We start from the raw sequence: 26,999 nt of genomic DNA, 5'->3' as shown, positions 1-26,999 counted from the left end.
ACACTACAATGGCCCGCTAGGCCGGAATAGCTCAGTTGGTAGAGCGGCGCATTCGTAATGCGTAGGTCGCAGGTTCGACTCCTGTTTCCGGCACCAGTTGTAGTGAAAAGCCCCGGCCTTTGGTCGGGGCTTTTTGTTTGCGCTCGCCGGTGATCATTGGATGGTCACCTCACTGAAGGCTGCAAGCCTTCAGCAACGTCTCGTCATCCCCGCATCCCGTGCCAGCCACCACGCGAGCTGCCGGAGATAACCACCCGCTGCTCCCGCCGATGCACCGATCAGCAGGTGTGCGAGCACCCTGATCCCACGCGCGGCCCGCTCCCGCACCCAAGGCAGGACCGCCACCACCTGCGCACCCAGCAACAGCATCAGTACGTCCAGGCCCAGCGCATCCACCACCGGCAACAACGGCAGCAGATCCGGATTGCAGGCCAGCACGATCACCAGCGCGGCACCCAGCACGGCCATCAGGCGGCGCCCGGCGGGCAGGGTGGTCCAGTGCAGCAGTCGGTTGATCAGGTGCATGGCATTCCTTGTGTCATGTGCCGGAATCCTCATCAGGCTTGATCGGCCGCACCGGCTGCCGCAGCACGGTTTTCAACCGCGCCGCGTCGGTCCTGCGCGGGTCGCTCAGGTAGATCTCATGATGGGGGCCGGCGAAGGTGTAACCCAGTGCGGGCATCACTTCGTCATGCAGATGCGCCAGGACGGGGCCTTCGTCGTCGTAGGCGCCCACGTGCAAGGTCTGCAGGCTGGGGCCCTCGGCAAGGATTTCATTGCGGAGGCTGGGCGGCGCATCCCCCAGCTTCGCGCGCGCCTTGCTGATCGCGGCCTGCCACTGCGTAGGACCGATGCCCTCGGGCGTGCGGATCATTACGGTCCAGGCCCACTCGTCCTTGCGTCGCGCGATGAAGCTGGCCGGGTCCTCGGCGCTCCACAGCGCCTCCAGCGGTGGCACCACGTAGTCGCGCCCTTCGGCCTTCAGCGCAAACTTCAATGCATAGCTCACCGAATACAGCCACTGCACGGCCTGCAGGTAGGCGGGGGCCGTGTTCGGGTCGCCGCGACCATCGACCATCACGTAGGGCAGGGGCGGCACATCGACCGGTACGAACCTGCCGGCGGGCGGTTGATAGAGCGCCCGGTCGCGCTTCTTGAAGTCGATCTTGTCCATCGGGGGCTTCCTCCTGTGCAGAGCATCCCACGCCAGGCACCCGCCAGTACGCTGAACCGGTTCAGGTGACTTTGCCGAACGAGGGCGAATGGCCCCACGAGCGCGCGGGGCCGCGACGCAGTCCTGGGTCATGCGCCCGTCACACCTGCGCGGTGCGACAACGTGTCGCAGCCAGAATCGGGCCTTTCCTGCGCTCGATCAATGTCAATGCCTTTCTTAAATGGTGGGTGACGGCCTAAAATTGAAAGGCTGACTCGACCCCACCTCCCTGCCTGTCTTCCGGACCGGTGGGACCGGCTTTTGGCCGGAACAGGCAGGGACGGGGAACGGCATTCCCTCGCAATTGGATCGACCGATGATTCCGTTGAAAACCCTTGGGCGCTGGTTGCGCCCGGGCCTGCTGCTGTCGTTGCTGGTGATGCTCACCGGTTGCGATGCGGTGGCCATCCTCAGTCCGAAGGGCCAGATCGGCCAGGATGAGAAGACCCTGCTGATCACGGCCACCGTGCTCATGCTGCTGGTCGTCATCCCGGTCATCATCATGACCCTGACGTTCGCGTGGAAGTATCGCGCCTCCAACACCAAGGCCCGTTACGAGCCGAAGTGGTCCCACTCGACGGCGATCGAGGTGGTGGTGTGGTCCATTCCCTGCATGATCGTGCTGGTGCTGGCGGTCCTGACCTGGCGTTCGTCGCACGCACTGGACCCGTATCGTCCGCTGGATTCGGACGTCAAGCCGGTCACCATCGAGGCGATCTCGCTGGACTGGAAGTGGCTGTTCATCTATCCGGAAGAGAAGGTGGCGGTCGTCAACGAAATCAAGTTCCCGGTCAACACGCCGCTGAACTTCAAGATCACGTCCGATTCGGTGATGAATGCGTTCTTCATCCCGCACCTGGGCAGCATGATCTACTCGATGGCTGCGATGGAGACCAAGCTCCACCTGATCGCCAACGAGACCGGCGAATTCCCGGGCATGTCCTCGCACTACAGCGGCGCGGGCTTCGCCAAGATGCACTTCACCGCCTACTCGGTCACCGATGCCGAATACCGCCAGTGGCTGGACCAGGTCCGCGCCGGTGAGCAGACCCTGGACAAGGCCTCGTTCAAGGCGCTGGGTGAAGCACGCAACGCCGAGTGGTATCCGGTCACCTACTTCGGCAAGACCGAAGAAGGCCTGTTCGACTGGGTCATCGCCAAGCACATGGGCGACAACAAGCATTACGGCATGAAGCACTCGCATGCCGGTGCCGCCGCTGCCGATGCCGCCACGCATGAAGCGCACGAGGGCCATGCCCCCAGTGACGCGCATGATTCCAAGGAATCGGGTGAAAACCTGGATGCCAACGAACACGAACACGCAGGCCATGCCGGCCACGCGGGTTCGGGAGAATGAACATGTTGGGAAAACTCTCTCTTGAGTCGATCCCCCACGATCCGATCGTCCTGACGACGTTGATCGGCGCGGTTCTTGGTGGCCTGGGCGTCGTCGCCCTGATCACCAAGTTCAAGCTGTGGGGCTATCTGTGGAAGGAGTGGTTCACCTCGGTGGATCACAAGAAGATCGGCGTGATGTACCTCATCGTCGCCTTCGTCATGCTGCTGCGCGGTTTCTCCGACGCCATCATGATGCGTACCCAGCAGGCCATCGCCGTCGGTGGCTCCGAGGGCTACCTGCCGCCGCACCACTACGACCAGATCTTCACCGCCCACGGCGTGATCATGATCTTCTTCGTGGCGATGCCGCTGATCACCGGCCTGATGAACCTGGCCGTGCCGCTGCAGATCGGTGCGCGCGACGTCGCGTTCCCGTTCGTCAACTCGCTCAGCTTCTGGCTGTTCGTGTCCGGTGCGGTGCTGATCATGCTGTCGCTGTGGATCGGTGAGTTCGCTGCCACCGGCTGGCTGGCATTCCCGCCACTGTCGGGCATCGAATACAGTCCAAGCGTCGGCATGGACTACTACATCTGGGGTCTACAGGTCGCAGGCCTGGGTACCACGCTGAGCGGTATCAACTTCTTCATCACCATCCTGAAGATGCGTACCCCCAGCATGAAGCTGATGCAGATGCCGGTGTTCACCTGGACCGCCCTGGTGACCAACGTGCTGATCGTCGCTGCCTTCCCGGTGCTGACCATCACCCTGGTGCTGCTGACCCTGGACCGTTACCTGGGTACGCACTTCTTCACCAATGACGGTGGCGGCAACGCCATGCTGTACATCAACCTGATCTGGATCTGGGGTCACCCGGAGGTGTACATCCTGGTCCTGCCGGCGTTCGGTGTGTTCTCCGAAGTCATCGCGACCTTCTCGCGCAAGGCGCTGTTCGGCTACAAGGGCATGGTCTACGCCACCGCCTGCATCGGCGTGCTGTCGTTCATCGTGTGGCTGCACCACTTCTTCACCATGGGTTCCGGTGCCAACGTCAATGCCTTCTTCGGCATCACGACGATGATCATCTCGATCCCGACCGGCGTGAAGATCTTCAACTGGCTGTTCACCATGTTCCGCGGCCGCGTGCACTTCACCACCCCGGTGCTGTGGACCATCGGCTTCATGGTCACCTTCGTCATCGGCGGCATGACCGGTGTGATGCTGGCGATCCCGGCCATCGACTTCGTGCTGCACAACAGCCTGTTCCTGATCGCCCACTTCCACAACGTCATCATCGGCGGCGTGGTGTTCGGCATGTTCGCCGGCATCACCTACTGGTGGCCGAAGATGTTCGGCTTCCGCCTCAATGAGTTCTGGGGCAAGTGCGCGTTCTGGTGCTGGTTCATCGGCTTCTACGTGACCTTCATGCCGATGTACGTGCTGGGCTTCATGGGCATGACCCGTCGCCTGCAGAGCACGGTCAACCCGGCCTATGAGCCGCTGCTGCTGATCGCCGCCGCAGGTGCCTTCATCGTTGGCGCCGGCATCCTGTGCCAGATCATCCAGGTGGCCGTCTCGATCCGCGACCGCAAGAAGACCGTCGACCTGACCGGCGACCCGTGGGATGCCCGTACGCTGGAGTGGGAAACCTCTTCGCCGCCGGCCTTCTACAACTTCGGCACGCTGCCGGAAGTCACCGAGCTGGACGATTTCTGGGAGCGCAAGCAGCGTGGTGAAGCCTGGCCGAAGCCGGCCAAGTACACCGACATCCACATGCCGCGCAACACCGGCACGGGCGTTGTCATCGGTGCCTTCAGCCTGGTGTTCGGCTTCGCGATGATCTGGCACATCTGGTGGCTGGCCATCGTCGGCTTCGTCGGCATGATCGCCACGTTCATCTACCGCACCTTCGACCAGGACGTGGACTACTGGGTCCCGGCCGCCGAGGTGGAACGCATCGAGAACGAACACCGCAAGCACCTGGAAGCCCAGGGCCTGGTGAAGTCGGAGCTGAAGGCATGAGCACCAATACCTCGACCCTGAGCCACGGGCACGCCGCGCACGCGGCGGCCCATGGCCATGACGACCACGAGCACCACGACACCGGCGGCAACACCGTCTTCGGTTTCTGGGTGTACCTGATGAGCGACTGCCTCATCTTCGCCTCGCTGTTCGCCACCTACGTGGTGCTGGCAGGCGGTACCGATGGTGGCCCGACCGCGAAGGACCTGTTCGAACTGCCGTTCGTGGCGTGGGAAACCGCGCTGCTGCTGACCTCGTCGCTGACCTTCGGCCTGGGCATGATCGCCATGCACCGCAAGCAGGTTGGCCAGATGTTCCTGTGGCTGGCGGTTACCTGGCTGCTGGGCTTCGGCTTCATGTGCATGGAAGTCTATGAGTTCCAGCACCTGATCCATCAGGGCTACGGTCCGGATCGCAGTGCCTTCCTGTCGGCGTTCTTCGCCCTGGTCGGTACCCACGGCCTGCACGTCAGCGCCGGCCTGCTGTGGCTGCTGGTGATGTTCGTGCAGCTGAAGAAGTACGGCCTGACCCCGACCAACAAGACCCGCATGGCGTGCCTGAGCCTGTTCTGGCACTTCCTGGACCTGATCTGGATCGGCGTGTTCTCCGTCGTCTACCTCAATGGAGCGCTGTAATGGCACATGACAACCACGCACACGACCACGGCACCGGCGGCGAAAGCCACGGCAGCGTGAAGTCGTACCTGATCGGCTTCGTGCTGGCGGTGGTGCTGACCGTCATCCCGTTCTGGATGGTGATGTCGGGTGATTTCTCGCGCACCGTCAACGGTGTGGTGATCGCGGTCACCGCGGTGCTGCAGATGCTGGTCCACCTGGTGTTCTTCCTGCACCTGGACCGCTCTTCGGAAAGCCGCTGGAACGTCAACGCTGCGGCCTTCACCGTTGTGGTGATCGGCATCATCGTGATCGGCACCCTGTGGGTCATGCACAACATGAACGTGCACATGATGCACTGACGTCCTCGCGACGTTGCCACGCAGAAAGGCCGCCCTCGGGCGGCCTTTCTGTTTGCTGTGGTTGCGCGTTTCGTGCACCCACCAGGCTGGTAGTACCGGCCGCTGGCCGGCAATTACGCGAAGCCGGCCAGCGGCCGGCTCTACCAGGAGATCCACGCCATGCGTGGATGGGGTCAGAGCCCTTGCCTGCGGCAAGGGATCCGACCCCGGACCTGGCGCTTCACCCCACCCGGCGCAGGAATTCCTCGGCGTCCATCGGTCGGCCCAGGTGGTAACCCTGCAACTGGTCACACCCCAGTTCGCTCAGGTACTCGCGCTGCGCCTGCGTCTCCACGCCCTCGGCCACCACCTGCAGCTGCAGGGTGCGGCCCAGCGCGATGATCGACGAGACGATGGCGGCGTCCTCGTCATTGCGCTCCAGGTCGTGCACGAACGCACGGTCGATCTTCAGTTCGGTGGCCGGCATGCGCTTGAGGTACAGCAGGCTGGAATAGCCGGTGCCGAAATCATCGATGGCGATGTGCACGCCCATCGCGGTCAGGTCGTTGAGAATCGCGAGGCTGGCATCGACGTCCTTCATCGCCGTGGTCTCGGTGATCTCCAGGGTCAGCCGCGCCGGTTCGATCCGGTGCCGGTGCAGCACCTCGCGCACGCTGTCCAGCAGTGCCGGCGAGGCGAACTGCAGCGGCGAGAGGTTCACCGCCATTGTCCATTCCGTATGCCCGGCCTGGTGCCATGCCCGCAGCTGCGCACAGGCGCGGTCCAATACCCAGTCACCGATCGGCAGGATCAGGCCGCTGCGCTCGGCAATGGGGATGAACACGTCCGGCGCCAGCAGTCCCAGCTCCGGGTGCTGCCAGCGCAGCAGCGCTTCGGCCCCGGTGGCCGGTGCGCCGGCGGCAGGGAACTTGGGCTGGTAATGCAGGATCAGTTCGTCGCGGGCGATGGCCTTGCGCAGGTCCTGCAGCAGGCGCAGCTGGCGGTTGGCACTGAGCTGCATCGACGGGGTGAAGAAGGTGTAGCCGTTCCGCCCGGTTTCCTTGGTGTGGTACATCGCCGCATCGGCGTGGGCCATCAGCTCGCGCTCGTTGCCGGCGTCATCCGGGTACAGGGCAATGCCCAGGCTGGCGCTGACCTGCAGTTCGGCCGCATCCAGCAGGAACGGTTCGCCGGCCGCGGCGATGATGCGCTCGGCCACCACCACCGCATCGTCGGGAATGTCGATGGCCAGCACGATCACGAACTCATCGCCGCCGAGGCGGGCCAAGGTATCCTGCGGTCGCAGCTGGCCGCCGATGCGCTGTGCCACCGCCACCAGCAGGCGGTCGCCGAGCTGGTGGCCGTACGCATCATTGACCGCCTTGAAGCCGTCCAGGTCGCAGAACATCACCGCCACTGCATGGTTGCGGCGCCGCGCCTTCTCGATGGCCTGCTCGATGCGGTCCTGCAGCAGCATGCGGTTGGGCAGCTGGGTCAACGGGTCGTGCAGCGCGGCCTGGATCAGCTTGTCGTTGGCGTGCGCCAGCGAATCGGCCAGCAGCCCGGTGCGCACGCGCATCTGCCGGTCGAACAGCGAGGCGACCAGGGCGATGCCCAGCGTGGCCACGGTGGTGACGATCACCAGCACTGCCAGCCAGCGCGTGTCGATGCCGCCACTGCCGACGGCGCCACAGATGCTGCCTTCGGGGAAGCGCGCCGCCGCCATGCCGGTGTAATGCATGCCGACGATGGCCAGCCCCATCACCAGCGAAGCGAGCGCGCGCAGCAGCAGGGTGTTGCGCCGCTCGGCGCGCAGGCGGAAGGCGATCCACAGTGCGGCGCCGGCGGCACCGATGGCCACCGCGATGGAGGCGGCAAACCAGCCCGGGTGGTAGTCGATGCCGGGCTGCATGCGCATCGCCGCCATGCCCAGGTAATGCATGGTGGCGATGCCCAGGCCCATCAGCACGGCCCCGGCCAGCAGCCGGCGCCACGGCAGGCTGGGCCGCGACACCAGCCACAGCGCATAGGCCGAGGCGCCGATCGAGACCGCCAGCGAGTACAGGGTGATGCCAAGGTCGTAACCCACCGGAATCGGCAGGTCGAAGGCGAGCATGCCGATGAAGTGCATCGACCAGATGCCCAGGCCCATGGCCGCCGCCCCCCCGGCCAGCCACCAGCGGGCCACGCGACCCTCGGCCGTGGCCAGGCGCCCGGCCATGTCCAGTGCCGTGTACGAAGCAAGAATGGCCACCAGCAGGGAGATGATGACCAGGCTCTGACTGTAGCTGCCAGTCATGATGAATCCAGTGGGGGAGGGAGGGGCGCCCGCAAGGCGCACGCCCGCGACCCCTATCGGCGCAGGTGGGCAGGACTTGAGTGGTCGCAGCACCTGCGACCCGGCTCGGCTATCCTGCCACGCCTGTTCTCGTTGCTGGAAATCATCCGATGGCAAAAGCCCGCACCGCCTACGTCTGCAATGAATGCGGCGCCGAATTCAGCAAGTGGCAGGGCCAGTGCACCGAGTGCAACGCCTGGAACTCGCTGTCGGAAATCGTGCTGGAAAGCGCGGCGGCGGCCAAGGCGCCGGCTTCGCGCCGGGCCGGCTGGGCCGGCAAGATCGACCCGCCGAAGATCACCGCCCTGAAGGACGTGGAGCAGACCGAGCATCGCCGGGTCTCCACCGGCATCGGCGAGTTCGACCGGGTGCTGGGCGGTGGCCTGGTCGAGGGCGCGGTGGTGCTGGTCGGTGGCGATCCGGGCATCGGCAAGTCGACCCTGCTGCTGCAGGCGGTGGCGAAGATGGCGGCCGAACTGCCGGTGCTGTACGTCACCGGCGAGGAATCGCTGGCGCAGGTCGCCGGCCGCGCGCACCGCCTGGAGCTGCCGCTGGACGGGGTCAACGCACTGGCCGAGACCGGGGTCGAATCGATCCTGCAGCATGCGTCCAAGGCCGGCCCGCGGCTGATCGTGGCCGACTCCGTGCAGACCCTGTGGACCGAGAGCCTGACCGCCGCGCCCGGTTCGGTCAGCCAGGTGCGCGAGAGCGCGGCGCGGCTGGTCCGGTTTGCCAAGGAAACCGGCACGGCCGTGTTCCTGGTCGGCCACGTGACCAAGGAGGGCGGCATCGCCGGCCCGCGCGTGCTCGAGCACATGGTCGATGCAGTGCTGTATTTCGAGGGCGAGAGCGGCAGCCGCTTCCGCCTGCTGCGCGCGTTCAAGAACCGCTTCGGTGCGGTCAACGAACTGGGCGTGTTCGCGATGGGCGACAAGGGCCTGAAGGAGGTCTCCAACCCATCGGCGATCTTCCTGTCCGGCGGCAGCACCCATCAGCCGGGCAGCTGCGTGATGGTCACCCGCGAGGGCACCCGGCCGCTGCTGGTGGAGGTGCAGGCGCTGGTCGATGCGTCGCCGCTGTCGAATCCGCGCCGTGTCGCGGTCGGCCTGGAGCAGAACCGCCTGGCCATGCTGCTGGCGGTACTGCATCGCCACGGCGGCGTGCTGGTCGGCGACCAGGACGTGTTCGTCAACGTGGTCGGTGGCATCCGCGTGCAGGAAACCGCCGCCGACCTGCCGGTGCTGCTGGCCGTATTGTCCTCGCTGCAGGACCGGCCGCTGGCGGAAAAGACGATTGCGTTCGGCGAGGTGGGGCTGTCCGGCGAGATCCGGCCGGTGCCCAATGGCGAAGACCGCCTGCGCGAGGCCGCCACCCATGGCTTCAAGCGCGCCATCGTGCCCAAGGCCAATGCACCCAAGGGCGGATCGGTGAAAGGCATGGAAGTGATCGCGGTGGAGCGCCTGTCCGAGGCCATCGACGCGGCGTGAGGCACGGTGGGGGGACTGCTGCGGGGCCTGCCTCTACATACGTCATATACGGCAACGGTCAGGCTGGCTGTGCTAGTTTTTCCCGCTCGACGAAGGCGCCCTCTGGCGCCTTTCCGTGCCCAGGAGTAAACGATTACATGCAGGACACCGCGCTCACCGCCCCCAACGCCGAGATCCGTCGTGCCGGGGTCGATCTCAATGGACTGATGACGGTGCTGGGCAAGCACCTGTATTCCACCCCGGTGGTGGCGCTGCGCGAGCTGGTGCAGAACGCGCACGACTCGATCATCCGCCGCCGCATCGAGCAGCCCGGCGCCCAGGTGCCTTCGCGCATTTCGGTGCAGGTCGATGCCGGTGCCGGCGTGCTGCGCATCACCGATACCGGTGCCGGCCTGACCCGCCAGGAGATCCACGACTACCTGGCCACCGTCGGTGTCGGCTATACCCGTGGCCTGCGCCAGGGCGGCGAGGATGATGAAGGCCTGATCGGCATGTTCGGCCTCGGCTTCCTGTCGGCCTTCGTGCTGGCGCGGCGGGTCAGCGTGCGTACCACCTCGTACCAGACGCCGGAGCTGGGCCATCTGTACGTGTCCAGCAATGCCGAGCAGTACACCGTCAGCGAAGTGCCGGCACGTGCGGTCGGCACCGAGGTGGAACTGGAGCTGCATCCGGACTTCCTGCCGCTGGCCAACGAGGCGCGCCTGCACGAGGTGCTGGGCCGCTACTGCGCGCTGCTGTCCGAACCGATCTTCATCGGTGCTGCGACCGAAGCGCTCAACCCCGAGCCGCCGCCGTGGCGGGGGCAGGGTGACGTGGCCGTGCACCCGGTGCAGGCACGCCGCCAGGCACTGCAGTTCGCCGCGCGCTTCGAGCACGATTTCGAGCCGATCGTCACCGTGCCGCTGCGTGCCGACGGCAACAGCGATGCCACCGGCCTGCTGTGGGTGCAGGATGGTGCCACCTATGGCACCAGCGACAACCGCAACCTGTCGGTGTTCGTGCGCGGCATGCTGCTGGATGACGATGCCCGTGACCTGCTGCCGCCGTGGGCTGGCTTCATCGGCGGGGTGATCGAATCCTCGCGGCTGACTCCCACCGCCAGCCGCGAAGACCTGCAGCGCGATGACCAGTACCGCGCTGTGCAACATGCCTTGCTGGAGGCGCTGATCGATGGTCTGGCCGACGTTGCGCGGCAGCAGCCGGAGGCGTGGCGACGCGTATTGAGCCGCCACAACGAGGCGCTGCTGGGCGCGGCGCTGTGCGATGACCGCCTGTTCGACCTGCTGATGGAGCATGTGCGCGTGCCGACCTCGCAAGGCGACCTGCCGGCCAGTGCCCTGCCGGCGCGCGGTGCCGTGCATGTCATCCTCGACAATGGCGGTGGCTTCGAAGAGATGCTGTTCCGCGCGATGGGGGTGCCGGTCGCGCATGGCCATCGTTACGCCGTGGTGCCGTTCCTGCGGCGCTGGGCCCAGGCCAAGGGCCTGCGCCTGGTTGAACTCGGTACCGAGCAGGGCAATCGCGCACTGTTCCGCAGCGATGACAGCCTCGACGATGCGCAGCTGGCCTGGCTGCGCGAACAGCTGGGTGATGGCGAGCAGCTGCTGCCGGCGCGTTTCAGCCCGGAAGCACTGCCGGTGGTGGTGGTGCCCGACCGCGAGGCCGAACTGAAGCAGCGCCTGGAAGACGACGAGAACGACAAGCGCGTTTCGATGGCGGCGCTGCGCCTGGCGCGCCAGTTCACCGCACGCATCGAATCGCGCGCACCCTCGCGGCTGTACCTCAACCTCGACAACCCGGCGGTGCAGGCGCTGCTGCGCGCCCAGCGCGAGGGCCACCCGCAGGCCGAAGCGGCGGCGCGCCTGCTGCGCTCGCTGAAGATCATCGTCGCTGCGCAGGGCCGTCCCTTGGCCCGGGCAACGACCGCCACGCAGGGCCCGGATCTCAACGGCGCCTTTACCGATATCGCCGGTGCTCTGCAGCAGATGCTGCGCTGAGCACCGCGCCCTCTCATCCAGCCTTCGCTAGACAGGAGTACTTACCCCATGGACATCTGGAACTGGGTCGAAAAACTGCAGGGCGACCTGCGCCAGGCCGGCCAGGCGCAGAACGCGCACCTGCTGAACCGCCTCGCCGACGAGGTCAGTGAACTGCAGATCGACCGCGTCGATGCACTGCTGCCCGAAGCACGCGCACTGGGCAAGGCGCTCGACAACCCCTGGGTCGACGTCTACGTCGGCCACTGGGCGCTGCGCAACCGCGTCGGCAACCGTGTTGAAGGCGAGAGCGCGCTTGGCGAAGCCGTTTCGCTGTTCGAGCGGGCACACCGCGAAGACACCCTGGAATGCCCGCAGTCGATCTGCGTGACCCAGGACCTGGCCGCCTGCTACGGCAACATCGATGGCCCGGGCTGGGTGCCCGAGCGCATCGAGGTGTGCGACGAGACCCTCGGCCGCATCGATCCCAGCTGGGCCTGCTTCCAGTGCCTGAGCTGCGAGAAAGCCGATGCGCTGCTCGACGATGGCCGTGGCCAGGAGGCGCTGGATTACCTGCAGGCGCAGGCCGACGCCGTGGAGGCCTGTGGCAAGGAAGTGTTCGACAGCTTCCCGGAGATGCAGATCAAGATCCTGCTCGCTGTCGGCCGCGCCGACGAGGCACTGGCGCTGATCGAGAAGCGCGAAGCCGAAGTGGCCGCCTCCGGGGAGTACGAGCCGGCCAACTGCACGGTGCCGCGTCGCCTGTCCAAGGCATGGGCGTTGGCCCAGCTGGGCCGCGACGAAGAAGCGCTGCAGCAGCTGGTGCCGTGGAGCGAGCTGACCCCGAACTACTGGCGGCTGTGGGCGAACACCGCCGCAGCGCTGTGCCAGCGTGACCCTGCGCGCAATACGTGGGACCTGGGCACGCGCTTCAACACGATCATCGAGCACTTCGCCCGGGTCGGATCGCATCGCCTGCTGATCGAAGTGGCAGCGCTGAGCCTGGAGCTTGCCCTGCAGCGTGGTGCGCGCTGGGTGGCGCTGCGCCAGCTGGAACTGGCCCGCACCCATCTGGCGCAGCTGCGCCAGGACCGGGGGGCGGCAGCGCTGGTGGCCGGCCTGGCGGCACGCATCGATGCATTGCCGGATGTCGCACAGCTGCCGGTGCCGGCCGGCGAGCTGCTGGCATGGCTGGACGCGCAGGGTGAACAGAACCAGGCGCGCGACCCCGAGCGCGAGGCGCAGTGGTTGCTGCAGGCGCAGGCGCAGCTGCCCGATGACGAGGCCTTGGCCGAGATGGCCGCCTCGGCGCTGAGCGCCTGCGGCGCGCAGGCCGAGGCGCGAGCGCTGTTGTGGCGGTTCGTACGCAGCCATGCGCAGAACGATGGTCCCGCAGCCTACACGCTGATGCGCTGGCTGGCCGAGCAGGGGGACGACGACGGCCTGCGCCAGCTGGCCGAGGTCTACCGCAGCAGCGTGCCGGTGTTCGCGCACTGGTGCGACGTGCAGCGCGCACGCCGGGTGTCCGACTGGCCGGCGCTGGAGCAGGCGGCCCGATCGCTTCTGGAGCTGTCTCCGGGCTCGCACGGCGCGCGCGGCACGCTGGCGCGCATGTACATGGAAACCGGCCGCTTCAGCGAGGCCCAGGCCTGCTATGCGCAGTTGGTGGAGCTGCTGGACGAGCCGAACGCCGCGCATTGGGACCACATGAGTGCGGCCAGCGCGGCGCGCGACTGGGACGCGGTGCGCCGCTCGGCCGCGGCGATCGGCATGGAGCTGTCCAGCCAGGAAGGTGTGGTCGAGGAGCCATGGGGCTGGGTGATCATCCGCAGCGAAGAGAACGGCGAGCCGATGGAGTACTACGCCCGTCGCAGCGGCCCGGTGACCGCGCGCATCGTCGAGAATGCGCCGTCCAACCGCGCCCAGCAGGTGGGCGACTGGGTGGTGTTCGATGCCGCACTGGTGCATCCGGCACCTGAGGAGGAGGAAGCGCGCGAGCATTTCATCCCGACCTATGCGCAGGTGCATGTGCTGGAGCGCGGCGGCTTCGCCCGCAGCTGGATGATCGATGGCGCGCACCCGGGCGAAGAGGCGTGGAATGCCTTCGTCGAGGCGGCCGAAGCACAGGGTTGGAAGGTGTGGTCGCACAGCCGCCCGGACTACACCGTCACCGACCCCGGTAGGGAGGAGGGCACGCTGCCCGGCCTGCTGTTCACCGTCGCCCAGCCGCAGGACCATGCGCCGCTGGCGCTGCACCGCTTCCTCCAGCAGCACACCGCGACGTGGCCGCATCCGCATTGCTGGCTGCGCCTGGCTGAAGCCTGTGACCAGGATCGCCAGCCGCACCTGGACGTGATCGAGCGTTACGGGCTGTAAGCCGGGTATCGGGTAGTGCCGGCCGCTGGCCGGCAGCACCGGGATATCCTGTAGTGCCGGCCAGCGGCCGGCACTACCTCAGGGACAGATACATGCGAAAGACAGGGATGTTCGTGATCGCCGGGCTGCTGCTGGCCCCCACCGTGCAGGCCGCACCGGCCTGCCAGGAACCCATGGCCGTTGCCCGTGCCTTCTTCGAAGCCACGACCGGCAATGGTGACCTGCTGGAGCCACTGCCCGCGCTGGTCAGCCCGGCGTTCGGCAAGGCACTGCGTGGCGAGCGTGCCTGCCAGCAGCGCGAAGAGGGCATCTGCACGATCGATTCCGACCCGTGGCTGGATGCGCAGGACGGCGACATTGAAACCCCGGTGCGTTATCGCTGGAAAGAGGCCTCGGCCACTGCCGGCCAGGTCGAGATGCGCTATGCGGTATGGAAGAAGGCCTACGTGACCCGTCTGCCGATGGTGCGCCAGGGCCAGGGCTGCTGGCAGGTCGATGACATCCTCACCAACAGCGGTCGCTCGGTGCGGAAGATCCTGGCGCAGTCGATTCCCTGATCGGCGGCAGCATCCGCGCAGGGTGCGGTCCAGTTGCCGGCCAGCGGCCGGCACTACCCGGTGATGTTGGGGTGGGTGCCGACCGTTGGTCGGCATGCCTTTATCGCGAATGCCCGAACACCAGTTCGATCACGAACTGGCTGCCGAAGAACGCCAGCAGCAGCAACAGCATTGCCGCCAGCGTCCAGTGCACCGCCTTCATGCCGCGCCAGCCGTAGCGGCGACGGCCGATCATCAGCACGCCGAACACGATCCACGACAGCACGCTCAGCACGGTCTTGTGCACCAGCTTCTGCGCCAGCAGGTCATCGACGAACAGCACGCCGGTGACCAGGGTCAGGGTCAGCAGCGCGAAGCCGACCGTGATCACCCGGAACAGCAGCGATTCCAGGTCGGCCAGCGGTGGCAGCGCGCGCAGCCACGGGCGGAACTCGCGGCGGCGCAGGGCGCGTTCCTGCAGCCACAGCATGATCGCCAGCAGCGCGGCGATGCTCAGCGTGGCGTAGGCCAGCAGCGCCAGCCAGGCATGGCTGGCCAGGCGCCAGCCCAGCACCTTGCTCGGCTCGTGGCCGTAGCCGTGATAGGCCAGAAGCAGTACCGCGGCCAGTGGGAACACCACCACGCCCAGCGCCGACATGCGGCCGCGCGCGCCCACCAGCGAGGTCAGCCAGGCCATGCCCAGGCCGACCAGCGACAGCGCGGCGAAGAAGTGCATGTCCGGCCCGCCGTTGGTGCGCATCGCCACCATCACGTGGTAACCGCCATGCAGCAGCATCGCTGGCAGGGCCGGCCACAGCCAGGTGGGGGAGCCGGTGCTTTCATCGCGGCCGAGCGCACGCACCAGCAGGGCACTGGCAGCCAGGTAGAGCAGGACGGCGATGAGAACGATTGTCATCGTTGCAGTTTCGCATACCCCTGTGATGCTGGCGACGGCCCGGTGGTCGCAGTCCGGGCGGACAGCCGGACCCGTTATACTGTCTGCCTTATTGTCCCCCGCTTTCAGACAGGTTGCGCCGCATGTTCGAGTCCCTGACCCAGCGCCTTTCCGGCACCATCGAGCGCCTGCGTGGCCGCGGCCGCCTGACCGAGGAGAACATCCGCGAGGCGACCCGCGAAGTACGCATCGCGCTGCTCGAAGCCGACGTCGCGCTGCCGGTGGTGCAGGCCCTGATCGAGCGCATCAAGGTGCGCGCGGTCGGCCAGGAAGTGCTGAAGTCGCTGACCCCGGGCCAGGCCCTGATCAAGGTCGTGCGCGACGAGCTGACCGCGGTCATGGGTGCCGAGGCCAGCGACCTGAACCTCAATGTGCCCGCTCCGGCCATCATCCTGATGGCGGGCCTGCAGGGCGCCGGCAAGACCACCACGGTCGGCAAGCTGGCCAAGCACCTGAAGGAAAAGCGCAAGAAGAAGGTGATGGTGGTTTCGGCCGACGTCTACCGCCCGGCCGCGATCGAGCAGCTGAAGACCCTGGCCGAGCAGGTCGGCGTGCTGTTCTTCCCGTCCAGCGCCGACCAGAAGCCGGAGGCCATCGTCCGCGCCGCCATCGACGACGCGCGCAAGTCGTTCGTCGACGTGCTGCTGGTCGATACCGCCGGCCGCCTGGCCATCGACGAAGCGATGATGGCCGAGATCAAGGCCCTGCACGCTGCCGTGAACCCGGCCGAAACCCTGTTCGTGGTCGACGCCATGACCGGCCAGGACGCGGCCAATACCGCCAAGGCCTTCGGTGATGCGCTGCCGCTGACCGGCGTGGTGCTGACCAAGACCGACGGTGACGCCCGCGGCGGTGCCGCGCTGAGCGTGCGCTACATCACCGGCAAGCCGATCAAGTTCGTCGGTGTCAGCGAAAAGCCGGAAGGCCTGGACGTGTTCCATCCGGACCGCATCGCCAGCCGCATCCTCGACATGGGCGACGTGCTGTCGCTGGTCGAGCAGGTGGAGCAGCAGGTCGACAAGGACAAAGCCGCCAAGCTGGCCGAGAAGGTCGCGAAGGGAAAGAAGTTCGACCTGAACGACATGCGCGACCAGCTCGAGCAGATGCAGAACATGGGCGGCATCGGCGGCCTGATGGACAAGCTGCCGGGCCTGGGCAACATCCCCGACCACCTGAAGCAGCAGGTCAGCCAGGGCAAGGAAGTGCCGCGCATGATCGCCATCATCGGCTCGATGACCAAGAAGGAACGGCGCAACCCGAACCTGCTCAACGGCTCGCGCCGCGCGCGCATCGCCAAGGGTTCGGGCGTGACCCCGGCCGACGTCAACAAGCTGATGAAGCAGTACATGCAGATGGAAAAGATGATGAGCAAGATGGCCGGCGGTGGCATGAAGGGCATGTTGCGCAGCATGAAGGGCATGATGGGCGCCATGGGCGGCCGCGGCATGCCGTTCCGTTGATGACGGCCCCGTCCGCAGTGTGATGTAGCGCCCGAGCCCACGCTCGGGCGGCGGCGCGCAAGCGCCGCAGCAGGTGGTCGGGCAGCAGGCTCGACTCTTCCCCTGTCCCGCGCGCACCATGGGGGCCTGTCCGAAACGATGGGCCATCATGCAGAGTTCCGCTGTAACTTCCCGCGTCGAGGCGTTCTGCCGGCGCTTTGGCATTTCCGTTCCGATCCTGCTGGCACCGATGGCCGGTGCCTGCCCCGTACCGTTGTCCGCCGCGCTGGCCAATGCCGGCAGCATGGGGGCGATGGGCGCGGTGCTGTCGTCGTCGGCCGATATCGGTCGCTGGATGGAGGACTTCCGCGCGACCTCCACCGGCCCGGCGCAGGTGAACCTGTGGCTGCCGGACCCCGCACCGAGCCGTGATGTCGCTGCCGAGGCCGCCAGCCGCGCTTTCCTCGCGCAGTGGGGCCCGGACGTGCCGGCCAGCGCCGCCGACGCCACGCCTGCCGATTTCGAAGAACAGTTCGCTGCGTTGCTTGCGGCACGCCCGGCGGTGGCGTCGACCATCATGGGCGTGCTGCTGCCGCGCCACGTGCAGCAGCTGAAGGACGCCGGCATTGCCTGGATCGCCTGCGCGACCACCTTGTCCGAAGCGCGTGCCGCACAGGACGCCGGTGCCGACGCCGTGGTGGCGCAGGGCATGGAGGCCGGTGGCCATCGCGGTGCGTTTGATCCGGCAATGGCCGAACGCCAGCTGGTCGGGCTGTTCGCGCTGTTGCCGCGCCTGGCCGATCACCTGCAGATTCCGGTGATCGCTGCCGGTGGCATCGCCGATGGCCGTGGCATTGCTGCCGCACTCACCCTGGGGGCCAGCGCCGTCCAGATCGGCACCGCCTTCCTGCGCACGCCCGAGGCGGCGATCGCATCGGCGTGGGCCGATGGGCTGGCCGCCAGCGAACCGGAAGATACCTGGCCGACGCGCGCGTTCAGCGGCCGCCTTGGCCGTGGCCTGGCGACCGCGTATGTGCGCGCCGCTGCTGCCGAAGGCGCCCCTGCGCCGCGCCCGTACCCGGTGCAGCGTGGCCTGACCGCGCCGATGCGCAAGCAGGCCGTGCAGGAAAATCGCCTGGCGGCGATGCAGGCCTGGGCCGGGCAGTCGGCGTGGATGGCGCCTGCACAGCCGGCCGCCGACGTGCTGCGCGGCATGTGGGAACAGGCGCAGGCCCTGCTGCGATGAGGGTCACCTGCAATGGTCAGCCGGCGCAGGTGGCGGACCTGCTGCCGGCGCTGGTGAACTACGGCCACTTCACCTCGCTGCAGGTGCGTGGTGGTGCAGTGCAGGGGCTGGACCTGCATCTGGCGCGGCTGTCGCAGGCCACGCGCGAACTGTTCGGCAGCGAACTGGACACGGTGCAGGTGCAGGCGTGGATGTCGCAGGCGCTGCGGCAGGCCGGCCTGGCCGATGCCTCGCTGCGGGTGACGGTGTACTCGCGCCGCTTCGATTTCCGCAATCCGCTGGCGACCGTGCCGGTGGACGTGCTGGTGTCAGTTTCAGCGCCGGTGGCCCTGGCTGCGCCCAAGCGCGTGCGCAGCGTGGCCTGGCAGCGCGAAATGCCGCAGATCAAGCATGTGGGCACATTTGGCCTGTTTGCCGCGCGTCGCGCGGCGATGGCGCATGGATTCGACGATGTGCTGTTCGTGACCGCCGATGGCGACGTGAGTGAAGGGAGCACCTGGAATCTGGCCGTGCACGATGGTGAACGGCTGCTCTGGCCGCAGGCGCCGGCCCTGCGCGGGACCGCCGAAACGTTGCTGAAGCAGCATTGGCCCGGCGCACAGTTGACGCGGCCGTTGGCGCTGGCAGAACTGGACAGTGTGAAGGCCGCTTTTGCCTGCAACGCCAGCGGCCTATGGGCGCTGGACGCCATCGACGGGCATGCCCTGCCAAGCTCGCAGACGCTGGCTGAACAGGGCAGGGCGGTGCTGGCGGCGGTGGCTTGGCAGGGGCTGGGGTCAGATCCCTTTTGCGCCGCAAAAGGGATCTGACCCCAAGCGGACCCCCGGGGTTGGCTCGGCCGGGCTCTGCCGCTATAATCGCCCGCTTACCTCGCCATCCTGGCGACTGGGCAATAGGAAAAACACCATGGTCAAGATTCGACTGACCCGCGGCGGCGCCAAGAAGCGTCCGTTCTACCACATCATCGTCACCGACGTGCGCAGCGCGCGCGACGGCCGCAACATCGAGCGCGTTGGCTTCTACAACCCGGTTGCCCAGGGCGCCGAGAAGCGCATCGAGCTGGACCTGGCCCGCGTTGACCATTGGGTCAAGAACGGCGCCCAGCCGACCGACAAGGTCCGCAACCTGATCAAGGAAGCGACCAAGTCCCAGGCCGCTGCGGCCTGATCCTGACGGGCCACGCTTCGGCGTGGCCCTCTTGGTTGAAGCAGATGAAAGATATCGAGCGCCGCATCCTGCTGGGCAGGGTTGTCGGCGCTTTTGGTGTGCGCGGCGAAATCAAGCTCGAGTCCTGGACCGAGCCACGTTCCGCCATTTTCCGTTACCAGCCGTGGATCGTGCGCAGCCCGTCCGGCGTGGAAACCACGATTGAAGGTGTGCGTGGCCGCGACAGCGGCAAGCACCTGGTCGCCCGTTTCCCCGGCGTCGAGGACCGCGATACCGTCGAAGCGATGCGCGGCACCGAGATCTACGTGGCCCGCAGTGCATTGCCGCCGCCGAAGCCCGATGAGTACTACTGGGTGGACCTGGAAGGCCTGGACGTGAAGACCACCGAGGGCGTTGCCCTGGGCCAGGTCTCGCACCTGTTCAGCACCGGCGCCAACGACGTGGTGGTGGTCCGTGGTGACCGCGAGCGGATGATTCCGTTCGTGCAGCCGGACTTCGTCAAGTCGGTCGACTTCGAGGCCAACCTGGTCGTGGTCGACTGGGATCCCGAGTTCTGAGCGTGAGCATGCGTTTCGACGTCATCACCCTGTTCCCCGAGTTCCTCGCCCAGTCCGCCGGACTGGGCGTGGTCGGGCGCGCGCAGGAGAAGGGGCTGTTCAGCCTGCACGGCTGGAACCCCCGTGATTACGCCGAAGGCAACTACCGCCGCGTGGACGACCGTCCGTTCGGTGGTGGCCCGGGCATGGTGATGCTGATCGAGCCGCTGCAGGCCTGCCTGCAGGCGATCCGCGAGGCCGATCCGACCCCGGCGCGGGTGATCTACCTCAGCCCGCAGGGGGCGCCGCTGACCCAGGCCAAGGTGCGGGAACTGGCGGCGCTGCCGCGCGTGGTCCTGCTCTGCGGCCGCTACGAGGGCATCGACGAGCGTTTCCTGGAGGCCAATGTCGACGAGGAGATCTCCCTCGGCGACTACGTGCTGTCCGGGGGTGAACTGGGCGCGGCGGTGATCATCGACGCCGTGGCCCGCCTGCAGGACGGTGCCCTGAACGACGCCGAATCGGCGGCGCAGGACAGCTTCGAGGGCGACCTCGGCCTGCTCGACTGCCCGCACTACAGCCAGCCGGCCCAGCACCCGCTGGGTGACGTGCCGGACGTGCTGCGCTCGGGCAACCACGCGGCCATCGCCTCCTGGCGCCGCCAGCAGTCGCTGCTCCGGACCGCCGAGCGGCGCCCGGACCTGCTGGATGAACAGGCACTGGGCAAGGCCGACCGCAAACTGCTGGAGCAGGGCCGCCAGGCCCGCAACCAGAAGGCCAGCCCCTAGCGCAGGGTCGGCTTTATCGGCTATCATGGCCAATTCCCGTCGGCCCTGGTCGGCGCGCGCAGTACCCAAAACAAACGTGCAGCACAGTCCGGTGACTGCATGAGCCTACGTTGTCGATACGACACGCCCACCCGAACAAGAATCGGTGTAACCCATGAGCAAGCTGAACAAGTCCATCGTCGCGGAATTCGAATCCGCCCAGATCACCCGTGAACTGCCGAAGTTCAGCCAGGGCGACACCGTTGTCGTCAACGTGAAGGTGAAGGAAGGCAGCCGCGAGCGCGTGCAGGCCTACGAAGGCGTCGTCATCGCCACCAAGAACGCCGGCCTGAACTCCTCGTTCACCGTCCGCAAGATCTCGCACGGCTACGGCGTCGAGCGCGTTTTCCAGACCCACAGCGCCATCATCGACTCGGTCGAAGTGAAGCGTCGTGGTAAGGTCCGCGCCGGCAAGCTGTACTACCTGCGTGGCCTGGAAGGCAAGGCTGCCCGCATCAAGGAAGACCTGGCTGCCGCTGCTGCCGCCAAGGCTGCCCGTCTGGCCGACAAGGCCTGATAAACAACTTCGGTTGTTGCCGCGACGGCCACCTTCGGGTGGCCGTTTGCGTTTCCGGCATCGCGTCGGCCACGATCAGGTGATGAACGACATCAACCTTCGCTATCCGGCCGTGATCCAGTCGGCGTTGCGCTTTCTCGACGGCAAGGGGCTGGCACGCGTGCAATCGGCGCCGTTGCTGCATCGCCTGTTGTGGCGCCTGGGCATCGCACTGCCGCCACCGATCCTGGCCGGCTTTGGCACCAACGCGTTGGTGCAGGGCCTGCTGTTCGGGCTGTTCTGGACCGCGCTGATGTGGCTGATGCTGTGGCAGGGCAGCGAACGTCCGCTGGTGCTGTTGCTGGTGGCCGGTCTGGTGGCCGGCGCGCTGTTCGGCCTTGTGATGGCGGCGCTGATGCGCTCGCTGCGCCGCCACCGCAAGCTGCCGGATTGGCGCCAGTTCCGGGCGCGGCAGGCGGACTGAGCCGATGGCGCACTGCGCCGTGACCGCTGGCTACGGGCCGCGCTAGGCTGCGGTTTCATCCCGATGGACGTGCCGTGCGATGCCTGCCAAGCGAACCGCACCTTCCACCGCGCCCACGCTGTTGTCCGGCGGCAACCCCCGGATCGCCAAGGGCGAGGGCGATGCTCCGGTGCAGGCATACATCGCCGCCATGCCGGACTGGAAACGCCCGGTCGGCGCACAGCTGGATGCGTTGATCGAACGGGCCGTACCCGGCGTGCACAAGGCGGTGAAGTGGAACTCGCCGATGTATGCGGTGGCGCCGGGCGAAGGCTGGTTTCTCAGCTTCCATTGCTTCACCCGCTACATCAAGGTGGCGTTCTTCCGTGGCGCGGCGCTGAAGCCGGTGCCACCCGAGCCGTCCAGGAGCGCCGATACGCGCTACCTGCATATCGCGCAGGATGGCGTGCTGGATGAAGCACAGTTCCTCGACTGGGTGCGCCAGGCCGCCGCGTTGCCCGGCGAGCGCATGTAAGCCCGGCATTCCGATTCCTTTCCCGAGAGACCCTGATGGCCATGCATGCTCCGAACCCTGACGATGCCGGAACCCCGGCGACCGAACTGATCGATGCACGCATCGCCGAGCTGGGAGACTGGCGCGGCGAAACGCTGGCACGCGTGCGTGCATTGATCCATGAAGCGCTGCCGGACGTGCAGGAAGCCTGGAAGTGGCGCGGTACACCGGTGTGGGAGCACAACGGCATCCTGTGCACCGGCGAAACCTACAAGCAGGCAGTGAAACTGACCTTCGCCAACGGTGCGGCGCTGGCGGACCCGAAGGGCCTGTTCAACGCCAGCCTGGAGGGCAACACGCGGCGTGCGATCGACATCCATGAAGGTGCGATGCCGGATGCCGCTGCGTTCAAGGCGCTGCTGCGCGCAGCGGCGGCGTTCAACGCGGCGAAGAAGAAACGGTAGAGCCGGCCGCTGGCCGGCTGTTGCGCGATGCTGCTGGAGAGGTGTGAGGTTGCCGGCCAGCGGCCGGCACTACCGTGGCGGTGCGGCATCCGGGTCGGCCACCGGCGACGGCGGACAGGCCGGAATCTCCGACGGCGTCGCCAGTTCTTCGGCATGCGAGGGCTTGCCCATCATCTTCGCCTTGCGCCAGCCGCCCCAGCGGTAATACGCCAGCGACAGCAGCATCGACACCAGCGAGCTGACCGGGAAGCTCCACCAGATTGCATCGGCGCCCCAGTACGGCTGCAGCAGTTCGGCGAACGGCACGCGCACGCCCCACAGCGAGCCGGCCAGGATCAGCAGTGGCGGAATCACCGCGCCGGTGGAGCGCACCACGCCGGAGATCACGAAGCTGACGCCGAAGAACAGGAACGAGCCGATCACCACATGGTTGAGGTGGCGGGCGATGTCCAGCGCCTGGCTGGCCGGCGGCAGGAACAGCGCCAGCAGCTGGCGATCGAACACAACCAACGGCAGGATCAGCGCGCCGGTCAGCAGGAAGTTGAACAGCACGCCCTGGCGTGCGGTACCGCGCACGCGGTCCCAGCGCTGCGCACCGACGTTCTGTGCGGCCATCGAAGAACACGCCGCACCGATCGCCATCGCCGGCATCTGCAGGTAGTTCCACAGCTGCAGGGCAGCACCGTAACCGGCGGCGGTGTCGGTGCCGTACTGGTTGACCATGGTCATCAGCAGGATCACCGACAGCGAGATCAGCACCATCTGCAGGCCCATCGGCACGCCCTTGACCACCAGCGCCTTGAGGATGGTCATGTCGAGCTTGAACAGGCGCAGGTCGGCGCGGCCCAGCCACAGGGTGTGGCGCTTGTGCCGCATGTACAGCAGCAGGCCGGCCAGCGACAGCGTCTGCGCGACCAGCGTGGCCCAGGCCGAGCCGGCGATGCCCAGCGCGGGGAAGGGCCCCATGCCGAAGATCAGTACAGGGTTCAGCACGATGTCCAGTGCCACCGATACCATCAGGAAGCGGAACGGCGTGCGCGAATCACCGGCACCGCGCAGGGCGGCGGTGAGGAAGGCGAACGCGTACAGCGTCGGCATCGCCAGGAAGATGATCTGCAGGTAGGCCTCGGCCAATGGCAGCGAGGCGGCCGGCGTGCCCATCGCCGCCAGCAGCGGATGGGCCATGAACCAGCCGGCGATGGCGATGATCACCGACAGGCCGATGAAGAAGGTGGCACTGGTGCCGACCACGCGCCGCGCCTGCGCGATGTCGCGCGCGCCGATCGCCTGTCCGATCAGGATGGTCGAAGCCATGCCGAAGCCGAACACCGAGCCGATCAGGAAGAACATGATGTTGTTGGCGTTCGCGGTGGCGGTCAGTGCCGCCTCACCGAGGAAGCGCCCGACCCAGACCGCATTCACCGAACCGTTCAGCGACTGCGCGATGTTGCCTGCCAGGATCGGCAGGGAAAACAGCAGGAGATTGCGGCCGATCGGGCCGGAGGTCAGGTCAAGCGGCGCTTTGGCCATGGAGTGGTGATCGAATCCCGGGAGGCGCACACTAGCACCAAGCCGGTTTGCGGGATGTGGCAATGCATCAACGACTGCAGGTGGAGTGGAGCCTGGCGCTGGCCTTGATCAGCGTCGTACTGGCCGCATGTTCGACAGGTGACCGGCTGGGCGATACCCAGGTGCGGCCCACCGACCGGCCCGAGTGCCTGGTCGGCAGCCAGCGCCAGGATCTTTCTGCCGGCGTACCCACCCTGATCGGGGGCAGCGGCTGCCGCACCGACCCCGACAACCCGCGTCCCCTGAACAAGCGAACGGAGTAGTCCCTGCCGATGACCGAGCTTTCCCCGCTGCCGCCCAGTGTCCGCCTGGACATCTGGCTGTGGGCGGCCCGTTTCTTCAAGACCCGCAGCCTGGCCAAGCAGGCCATCGAGACCGGCAAGGTCAGCGTGGCTGGGCAGCGCCCGAAATCCTCACGCGCGGTGCGCGTCGGCGAGCAGCTGCAGGTGGATCGCGGCGAGGAGCATTTCGAGATCCAGGTGCTGGGGCTGAGCGATCAGCGCGGGCCGGCGCCGGCGGCGCAGCAGCTGTATGCCGAGAGTGAGGCCTCCAGGGCCCGCCGCGCCGAGCAGCGTGCGCTGCGCATCGCCGCACGCGATGGTTTCCAGCCGCCGGAGCACAAGCCGGACAAACGCGCACGGCGGTTGATCCGCGCGCTCGGCGATATCGACGCGTTGTAAGTTGCAGGGCGCCAGACCGGGTCCGGCGCCCCCTTGGCTCAGCGCTTGCCGCCCAGCAGGCTGCCGCCGATCTTCAGCAGATCGCCCACGCCGAGCTGGCCGTCACCGTCCTGGTCCAGCACGCTGCCAAGCAGGCCGCCGGCAAGGCCGCCCTGTTGCTGCACCTGCTGCTTTTCCTGGCCGAGGGCCTGGCTGAGCGAGCCGGCATCGGCCTGGCCACCACCGAGGCGCTGGGCGAGGAAGGCCATCACGATCGGTGCGAGGATCTGCAGCAGCTGGCTGGTACGGCCGCTGTCGAGCTGGGTGGCCTGGGCCAGGCCGGTTTCCACCTTCTGCTGGCTGCCGCCGAAGATGTGGCCGAGGATGCCGGCACCGTCGCTGGCGGCGCCACCGCCACCGCCGCCCAGTACCGAGCCGAGCACGCTGCCCAGGTCCAGGCCGCTGTGGTTGTTCTGCAGTGCACCGAGCAGCGCCTGTGCGCCCTGCGGCTGCGAGGCGTTGTTGCCCAGCGCGCCCATCAGCACCGGTAGCGCGGCACTGATCGCACCGGAGGCCTGGGTATCGCTGATGCCGAGCTGCTGCGATACCTGCTGCAGCGGGGCGCCCTGCAATTTGGCGAGAAGTTCGTCGGTCAGGCTCATCTGCGGAATCCTTGATTGGGGTTGGGCGTGCAGAAGGTACGACGCAGACCGTTAAAACGGCGACGCCGCCTCACGGGGAGGCGGCGTGGCGTTCACGGGGCGGGGCGATCAGAGCTCGATGTCTTCGGCGCCCGGGGTCGCGGTGGGGAAGTCCGCTTCCGGCTGGGCCGGCTTGAACGGATCCGTCGGCTGGCTGGCCAGCGACTTCAGCGCCGCGGCAACACCAGCGCCATAGGCCGGGTCGGCCTTGCTGCAGTTGTCGATGTGGCGCTGCTTTATGAAGTCCGGCGCATCGCCCAGGGCACGGGCGGTGTTGGCGAACAGTCGCTCCTTCTGTGCCTGGTTGTAGCTGCGGAACAGCGCACCGGGCTGGCTGAAGTAGTCGGCGTCGTCCTCACGGAAGTTCCAGAAGTCGGCGTCGCCCCGGATCTTCATCGGCGGTTCGCGGTACTGCGGCTGCTCCTGCCACTGGCCGTAGCTGTTGGGTTCGTAGTGCGGCAGGCCGCCGTAGTTGCCGTCCACGCGCATCGCACCGTCGCGGTGGTTGCTGTGCACCGGGCAGCGCGCGGCGTTCACCGGAATCTGGTGATGGTTCACGCCCAGCCGGTAGCGCTGCGCATCGGAGTAGGCGAACAGGCGCGCCTGCAGCATCTTGTCCGGCGACGGGCCGATGCCCGGCACCAGGTTGCTCGGCGCGAACGCCGACTGCTCCACGTCCTGGTACCAGTTGACCGGGTTGCGGTTCAGTTCGAACTGGCCCACTTCGATCAGCGGGTAGTCGCTCTTCGGCCACACCTTGGTCAGGTCGAACGGATGGATGCGGTAGGTTTCCGCCTCCAGTTCCGGCATGACCTGGATGAACAGTTTCCACTTCGGGAAGTCGCCCTTCTCGATCGCGGCGAACAGGTCGCGGCCGTGGCTTTCGCGGTCATGGCCGACCAGGATCTGCGCCTGCGCGTCGGTCAGCGATTCGATGCCCTGCTGGCTGACGAAGTGGAACTTCACCCAGAAGCGCTCGCTGTCGGCGTTGGTGAAGCTGTAGGTGTGCGAGCCGAAACCGTGCATGTGGCGGAAGCTGCGCGGAATGCCGCGGTCGCTCATCACCACGGTCACCTGCAGCAGGGCTTCGGGCAGCAGCGTCCAGAAATCCCAGTTGTTGCGTGCGCTGCGCAGGTTGGTATGCGGGTCGCGCTTGACGGCCTTGTTGAGGTCGGCGAACTTGCGCGGGTCGCGCAGGAAGAACACCGGCGTGTTGTTGCCGACCAGGTCCCAATTGCCTTCTTCGGTGTAGAACTTCAGGGCGAAGCCGCGGATGTCACGCTCGGCGTCGGCGGCGCCACGCTCGCCGGCCACCGTGGTGAAGCGGGCGAACATCTCGGTCTGCTTGCCGACCTTCTCGAACAGCTTGGCGCGGGTGTACTTGCTGATGTCGTGAGTGACGGTGAAGGTGCCGAATGCGCCCGAGCCCTTGGCGTGCATGCGGCGCTCGGGAATGATCTCGCGGTTGAGGTTGGCCAGCTTTTCCAGCAGCCACACGTCTTCCATCAGCAGCGGGCCACGCGGGCCGGCGGTCTTGCTGTTCTGGTTGTCCACCACCGGTGCGCCGAAGGCCGTGGTCATCGGCGTGACCGGTTCATCGCCGTGCTTCTGCTTCGGGGTAGTGCTCAGCTCGCGCTGCTGCTGGGCGCCTTCCGCAGGCGACGGCGCGGTGTGATACGGACATTTCGGGCTGTTGTTATCGGACTGGCTCATGGCTGGCTCCTG

Annotated in this window: 27 protein-coding genes and 1 tRNA gene; 21 read left to right on the top strand and 7 right to left on the bottom strand. The window is 67.0% G+C overall.

Going from position 1 to position 26,999, the window contains the following annotated elements; translation table 11 throughout:
* The first annotated feature begins 20 nt into the window (after nt 1–20).
* A tRNA-Thr gene (locus AC5QAB_RS09865) sits at nt 21–96 on the top strand.
* A 93-nt stretch (nt 97–189) separates the two neighbouring features.
* Here AC5QAB_RS09865 and AC5QAB_RS09860 read toward each other — a convergent pair.
* Both AC5QAB_RS09860 and AC5QAB_RS09855 read right to left on the bottom strand, forming a co-directional pair.
* Nucleotides 190–525 carry a hypothetical protein gene (locus AC5QAB_RS09860; protein WP_014646389.1) on the bottom strand — a complete coding sequence of 112 codons (336 nt, stop codon included), beginning with the start codon at nt 523–525 and terminating at the stop codon, nt 190–192.
* Between the two features lie 13 nt (nt 526–538).
* Entirely contained in the window at nt 539–1,174 is a 636-nt protein-coding gene (locus AC5QAB_RS09855) for a GyrI-like domain-containing protein (protein WP_053494910.1), read from the bottom strand.
* Nucleotides 1,175–1,529: 355 nt separating this feature from the next.
* Between AC5QAB_RS09855 and cyoA the strand changes: the two genes are divergently transcribed.
* Genes cyoA through cyoD form a run of 4 tightly spaced genes read left to right on the top strand, consistent with a single transcriptional unit; the run spans nt 1,530 to nt 5,546 of the window.
* On the top strand, nt 1,530–2,570 hold the full coding sequence (gene cyoA, locus AC5QAB_RS09850) for a ubiquinol oxidase subunit II (protein WP_014646391.1): 1,041 nt from the start codon (nt 1,530–1,532) through the stop codon (nt 2,568–2,570).
* A 2-nt stretch (nt 2,571–2,572) separates the two neighbouring features.
* On the top strand, nt 2,573–4,570 hold the full coding sequence (gene cyoB, locus AC5QAB_RS09845) for a cytochrome o ubiquinol oxidase subunit I (protein ID WP_032956371.1): 1,998 nt from the start codon (nt 2,573–2,575) through the stop codon (nt 4,568–4,570).
* Nucleotides 4,567–5,205: a cytochrome o ubiquinol oxidase subunit III gene (cyoC, locus tag AC5QAB_RS09840; protein ID WP_014646393.1), complete on the top strand. Its 639-nt coding sequence runs from the start codon at nt 4,567–4,569 to the stop codon at nt 5,203–5,205. The genes cyoB and cyoC overlap by 4 nt, the downstream gene beginning before the upstream one ends.
* Entirely contained in the window at nt 5,205–5,546 is a 342-nt protein-coding gene (cyoD, locus tag AC5QAB_RS09835; protein WP_005415725.1) for a cytochrome o ubiquinol oxidase subunit IV, read from the top strand. Before cyoC ends, cyoD begins: the two co-directional genes overlap by 1 nt.
* A 220-nt stretch (nt 5,547–5,766) precedes the next feature.
* On the opposite strand, the gene AC5QAB_RS09830 is transcribed toward cyoD, so the two are convergent.
* Nucleotides 5,767–7,824: a putative bifunctional diguanylate cyclase/phosphodiesterase gene (locus AC5QAB_RS09830; RefSeq protein WP_049404407.1), complete on the bottom strand. Its 2,058-nt coding sequence runs from the start codon at nt 7,822–7,824 to the stop codon at nt 5,767–5,769.
* 149 nt (nt 7,825–7,973) lie between these two features.
* On the opposite strand from AC5QAB_RS09830, the gene radA reads away from it, so the two are divergent.
* From radA to AC5QAB_RS09810, 4 genes are all read left to right on the top strand, one after another.
* A complete protein-coding gene (gene radA / locus AC5QAB_RS09825; RefSeq protein ID WP_014646395.1) occupies nt 7,974–9,350 on the top strand; it encodes a DNA repair protein RadA in 1,377 nt (458 codons plus the stop codon).
* A gap of 137 nt (nt 9,351–9,487) precedes the next feature.
* Nucleotides 9,488–11,347, top strand: a complete 1,860-nt coding sequence (locus AC5QAB_RS09820) for an ATP-binding protein (RefSeq protein WP_197562111.1) — start codon at nt 9,488–9,490, stop codon at nt 11,345–11,347.
* Between the two features lie 48 nt (nt 11,348–11,395).
* Nucleotides 11,396–13,702: a tetratricopeptide repeat protein gene (locus AC5QAB_RS09815; RefSeq protein ID WP_049404403.1), complete on the top strand. Its 2,307-nt coding sequence runs from the start codon at nt 11,396–11,398 to the stop codon at nt 13,700–13,702.
* A gap of 92 nt (nt 13,703–13,794) precedes the next feature.
* A complete protein-coding gene (locus AC5QAB_RS09810; RefSeq protein WP_495233366.1) occupies nt 13,795–14,259 on the top strand; it encodes a YqhG/Tai3 family protein in 465 nt (154 codons plus the stop codon).
* 100 nt (nt 14,260–14,359) lie between these two features.
* Here AC5QAB_RS09810 and AC5QAB_RS09805 read toward each other — a convergent pair whose 3' ends face one another.
* Nucleotides 14,360–15,154 carry a cytochrome C assembly family protein gene (locus AC5QAB_RS09805; RefSeq protein ID WP_014646399.1) on the bottom strand — a complete coding sequence of 265 codons (795 nt, stop codon included), beginning with the start codon at nt 15,152–15,154 and terminating at the stop codon, nt 14,360–14,362.
* Between the two features lie 122 nt (nt 15,155–15,276).
* Here AC5QAB_RS09805 and ffh point away from each other — a divergent pair, with 122 nt between their 5' ends.
* From ffh to AC5QAB_RS09755, 10 genes are all read left to right on the top strand, one after another.
* On the top strand, nt 15,277–16,653 hold the full coding sequence (ffh, locus tag AC5QAB_RS09800; RefSeq protein WP_014036403.1) for a signal recognition particle protein: 1,377 nt from the start codon (nt 15,277–15,279) through the stop codon (nt 16,651–16,653).
* A gap of 148 nt (nt 16,654–16,801) precedes the next feature.
* On the top strand, nt 16,802–17,878 hold the full coding sequence (locus tag AC5QAB_RS09795; protein ID WP_046429548.1) for an NAD(P)H-dependent flavin oxidoreductase: 1,077 nt from the start codon (nt 16,802–16,804) through the stop codon (nt 17,876–17,878).
* Nucleotides 17,875–18,687 carry an aminotransferase class IV gene (locus tag AC5QAB_RS09790; protein WP_197561618.1) on the top strand — a complete coding sequence of 271 codons (813 nt, stop codon included), beginning with the start codon at nt 17,875–17,877 and terminating at the stop codon, nt 18,685–18,687. The genes AC5QAB_RS09795 and AC5QAB_RS09790 overlap by 4 nt, the downstream gene beginning before the upstream one ends.
* A gap of 97 nt (nt 18,688–18,784) precedes the next feature.
* On the top strand, nt 18,785–19,045 hold the full coding sequence (gene rpsP / locus AC5QAB_RS09785) for a 30S ribosomal protein S16 (RefSeq protein WP_005415733.1): 261 nt from the start codon (nt 18,785–18,787) through the stop codon (nt 19,043–19,045).
* A 44-nt stretch (nt 19,046–19,089) separates the two neighbouring features.
* Complete coding sequence (gene rimM / locus AC5QAB_RS09780; RefSeq protein WP_005408595.1) at nt 19,090–19,602, top strand: ribosome maturation factor RimM; 513 nt, start codon at nt 19,090–19,092, stop codon at nt 19,600–19,602.
* A gap of 8 nt (nt 19,603–19,610) precedes the next feature.
* Nucleotides 19,611–20,369, top strand: coding sequence for a tRNA (guanosine(37)-N1)-methyltransferase TrmD (gene trmD, locus AC5QAB_RS09775; protein WP_032956355.1), 759 nt, complete (start codon nt 19,611–19,613; stop codon nt 20,367–20,369).
* A gap of 154 nt (nt 20,370–20,523) precedes the next feature.
* On the top strand, nt 20,524–20,925 hold the full coding sequence (gene rplS, locus AC5QAB_RS09770; RefSeq protein WP_005415736.1) for a 50S ribosomal protein L19: 402 nt from the start codon (nt 20,524–20,526) through the stop codon (nt 20,923–20,925).
* An 82-nt stretch (nt 20,926–21,007) separates the two neighbouring features.
* The gene (locus AC5QAB_RS09765; protein ID WP_032956354.1) at nt 21,008–21,388 is read left to right on the top strand and encodes a DUF6404 family protein; all 381 of its coding nucleotides are present in this window, start codon (nt 21,008–21,010) and stop codon (nt 21,386–21,388) included.
* A gap of 79 nt (nt 21,389–21,467) precedes the next feature.
* Nucleotides 21,468–21,902 carry a DUF1801 domain-containing protein gene (locus tag AC5QAB_RS09760; RefSeq protein ID WP_197557396.1) on the top strand — a complete coding sequence of 145 codons (435 nt, stop codon included), beginning with the start codon at nt 21,468–21,470 and terminating at the stop codon, nt 21,900–21,902.
* 35 nt (nt 21,903–21,937) lie between these two features.
* Nucleotides 21,938–22,345, top strand: coding sequence for a DUF1801 domain-containing protein (locus tag AC5QAB_RS09755; protein WP_197561617.1), 408 nt, complete (start codon nt 21,938–21,940; stop codon nt 22,343–22,345).
* Nucleotides 22,346–22,414: 69 nt separating this feature from the next.
* On the opposite strand, the gene AC5QAB_RS09750 is transcribed toward AC5QAB_RS09755, so the two are convergent.
* Nucleotides 22,415–23,875, bottom strand: coding sequence for an MATE family efflux transporter (locus tag AC5QAB_RS09750; RefSeq protein WP_197561616.1), 1,461 nt, complete (start codon nt 23,873–23,875; stop codon nt 22,415–22,417).
* A 62-nt stretch (nt 23,876–23,937) separates the two neighbouring features.
* On the opposite strand from AC5QAB_RS09750, the gene AC5QAB_RS09745 reads away from it, so the two are divergent.
* Both AC5QAB_RS09745 and AC5QAB_RS09740 read left to right on the top strand, forming a co-directional pair.
* The gene (locus tag AC5QAB_RS09745) at nt 23,938–24,177 is read left to right on the top strand and encodes a hypothetical protein (protein ID WP_197561615.1); all 240 of its coding nucleotides are present in this window, start codon (nt 23,938–23,940) and stop codon (nt 24,175–24,177) included.
* Nucleotides 24,178–24,186: 9 nt separating this feature from the next.
* Complete coding sequence (locus tag AC5QAB_RS09740) at nt 24,187–24,594, top strand: RNA-binding S4 domain-containing protein (protein ID WP_014646408.1); 408 nt, start codon at nt 24,187–24,189, stop codon at nt 24,592–24,594.
* A 38-nt stretch (nt 24,595–24,632) separates the two neighbouring features.
* Here the strand turns inward: AC5QAB_RS09740 and AC5QAB_RS09735 are convergent, their stop codons facing one another.
* Together AC5QAB_RS09735 and AC5QAB_RS09730 are read right to left on the bottom strand one after the other, a co-directional pair.
* Nucleotides 24,633–25,235, bottom strand: a complete 603-nt coding sequence (locus AC5QAB_RS09735; protein ID WP_014646409.1) for a DUF937 domain-containing protein — start codon at nt 25,233–25,235, stop codon at nt 24,633–24,635.
* A 108-nt stretch (nt 25,236–25,343) separates the two neighbouring features.
* On the bottom strand, nt 25,344–26,987 hold the full coding sequence (locus AC5QAB_RS09730) for a catalase (RefSeq protein WP_049404383.1): 1,644 nt from the start codon (nt 26,985–26,987) through the stop codon (nt 25,344–25,346).
* Nucleotides 26,988–26,999: the final 12 nt, after the last annotated feature.

The organism is Stenotrophomonas sp. YJH_SMC_127 (genome assembly GCF_059372445.1).
This window is presented reverse-complemented; position numbering and strand designations above follow the sequence as displayed.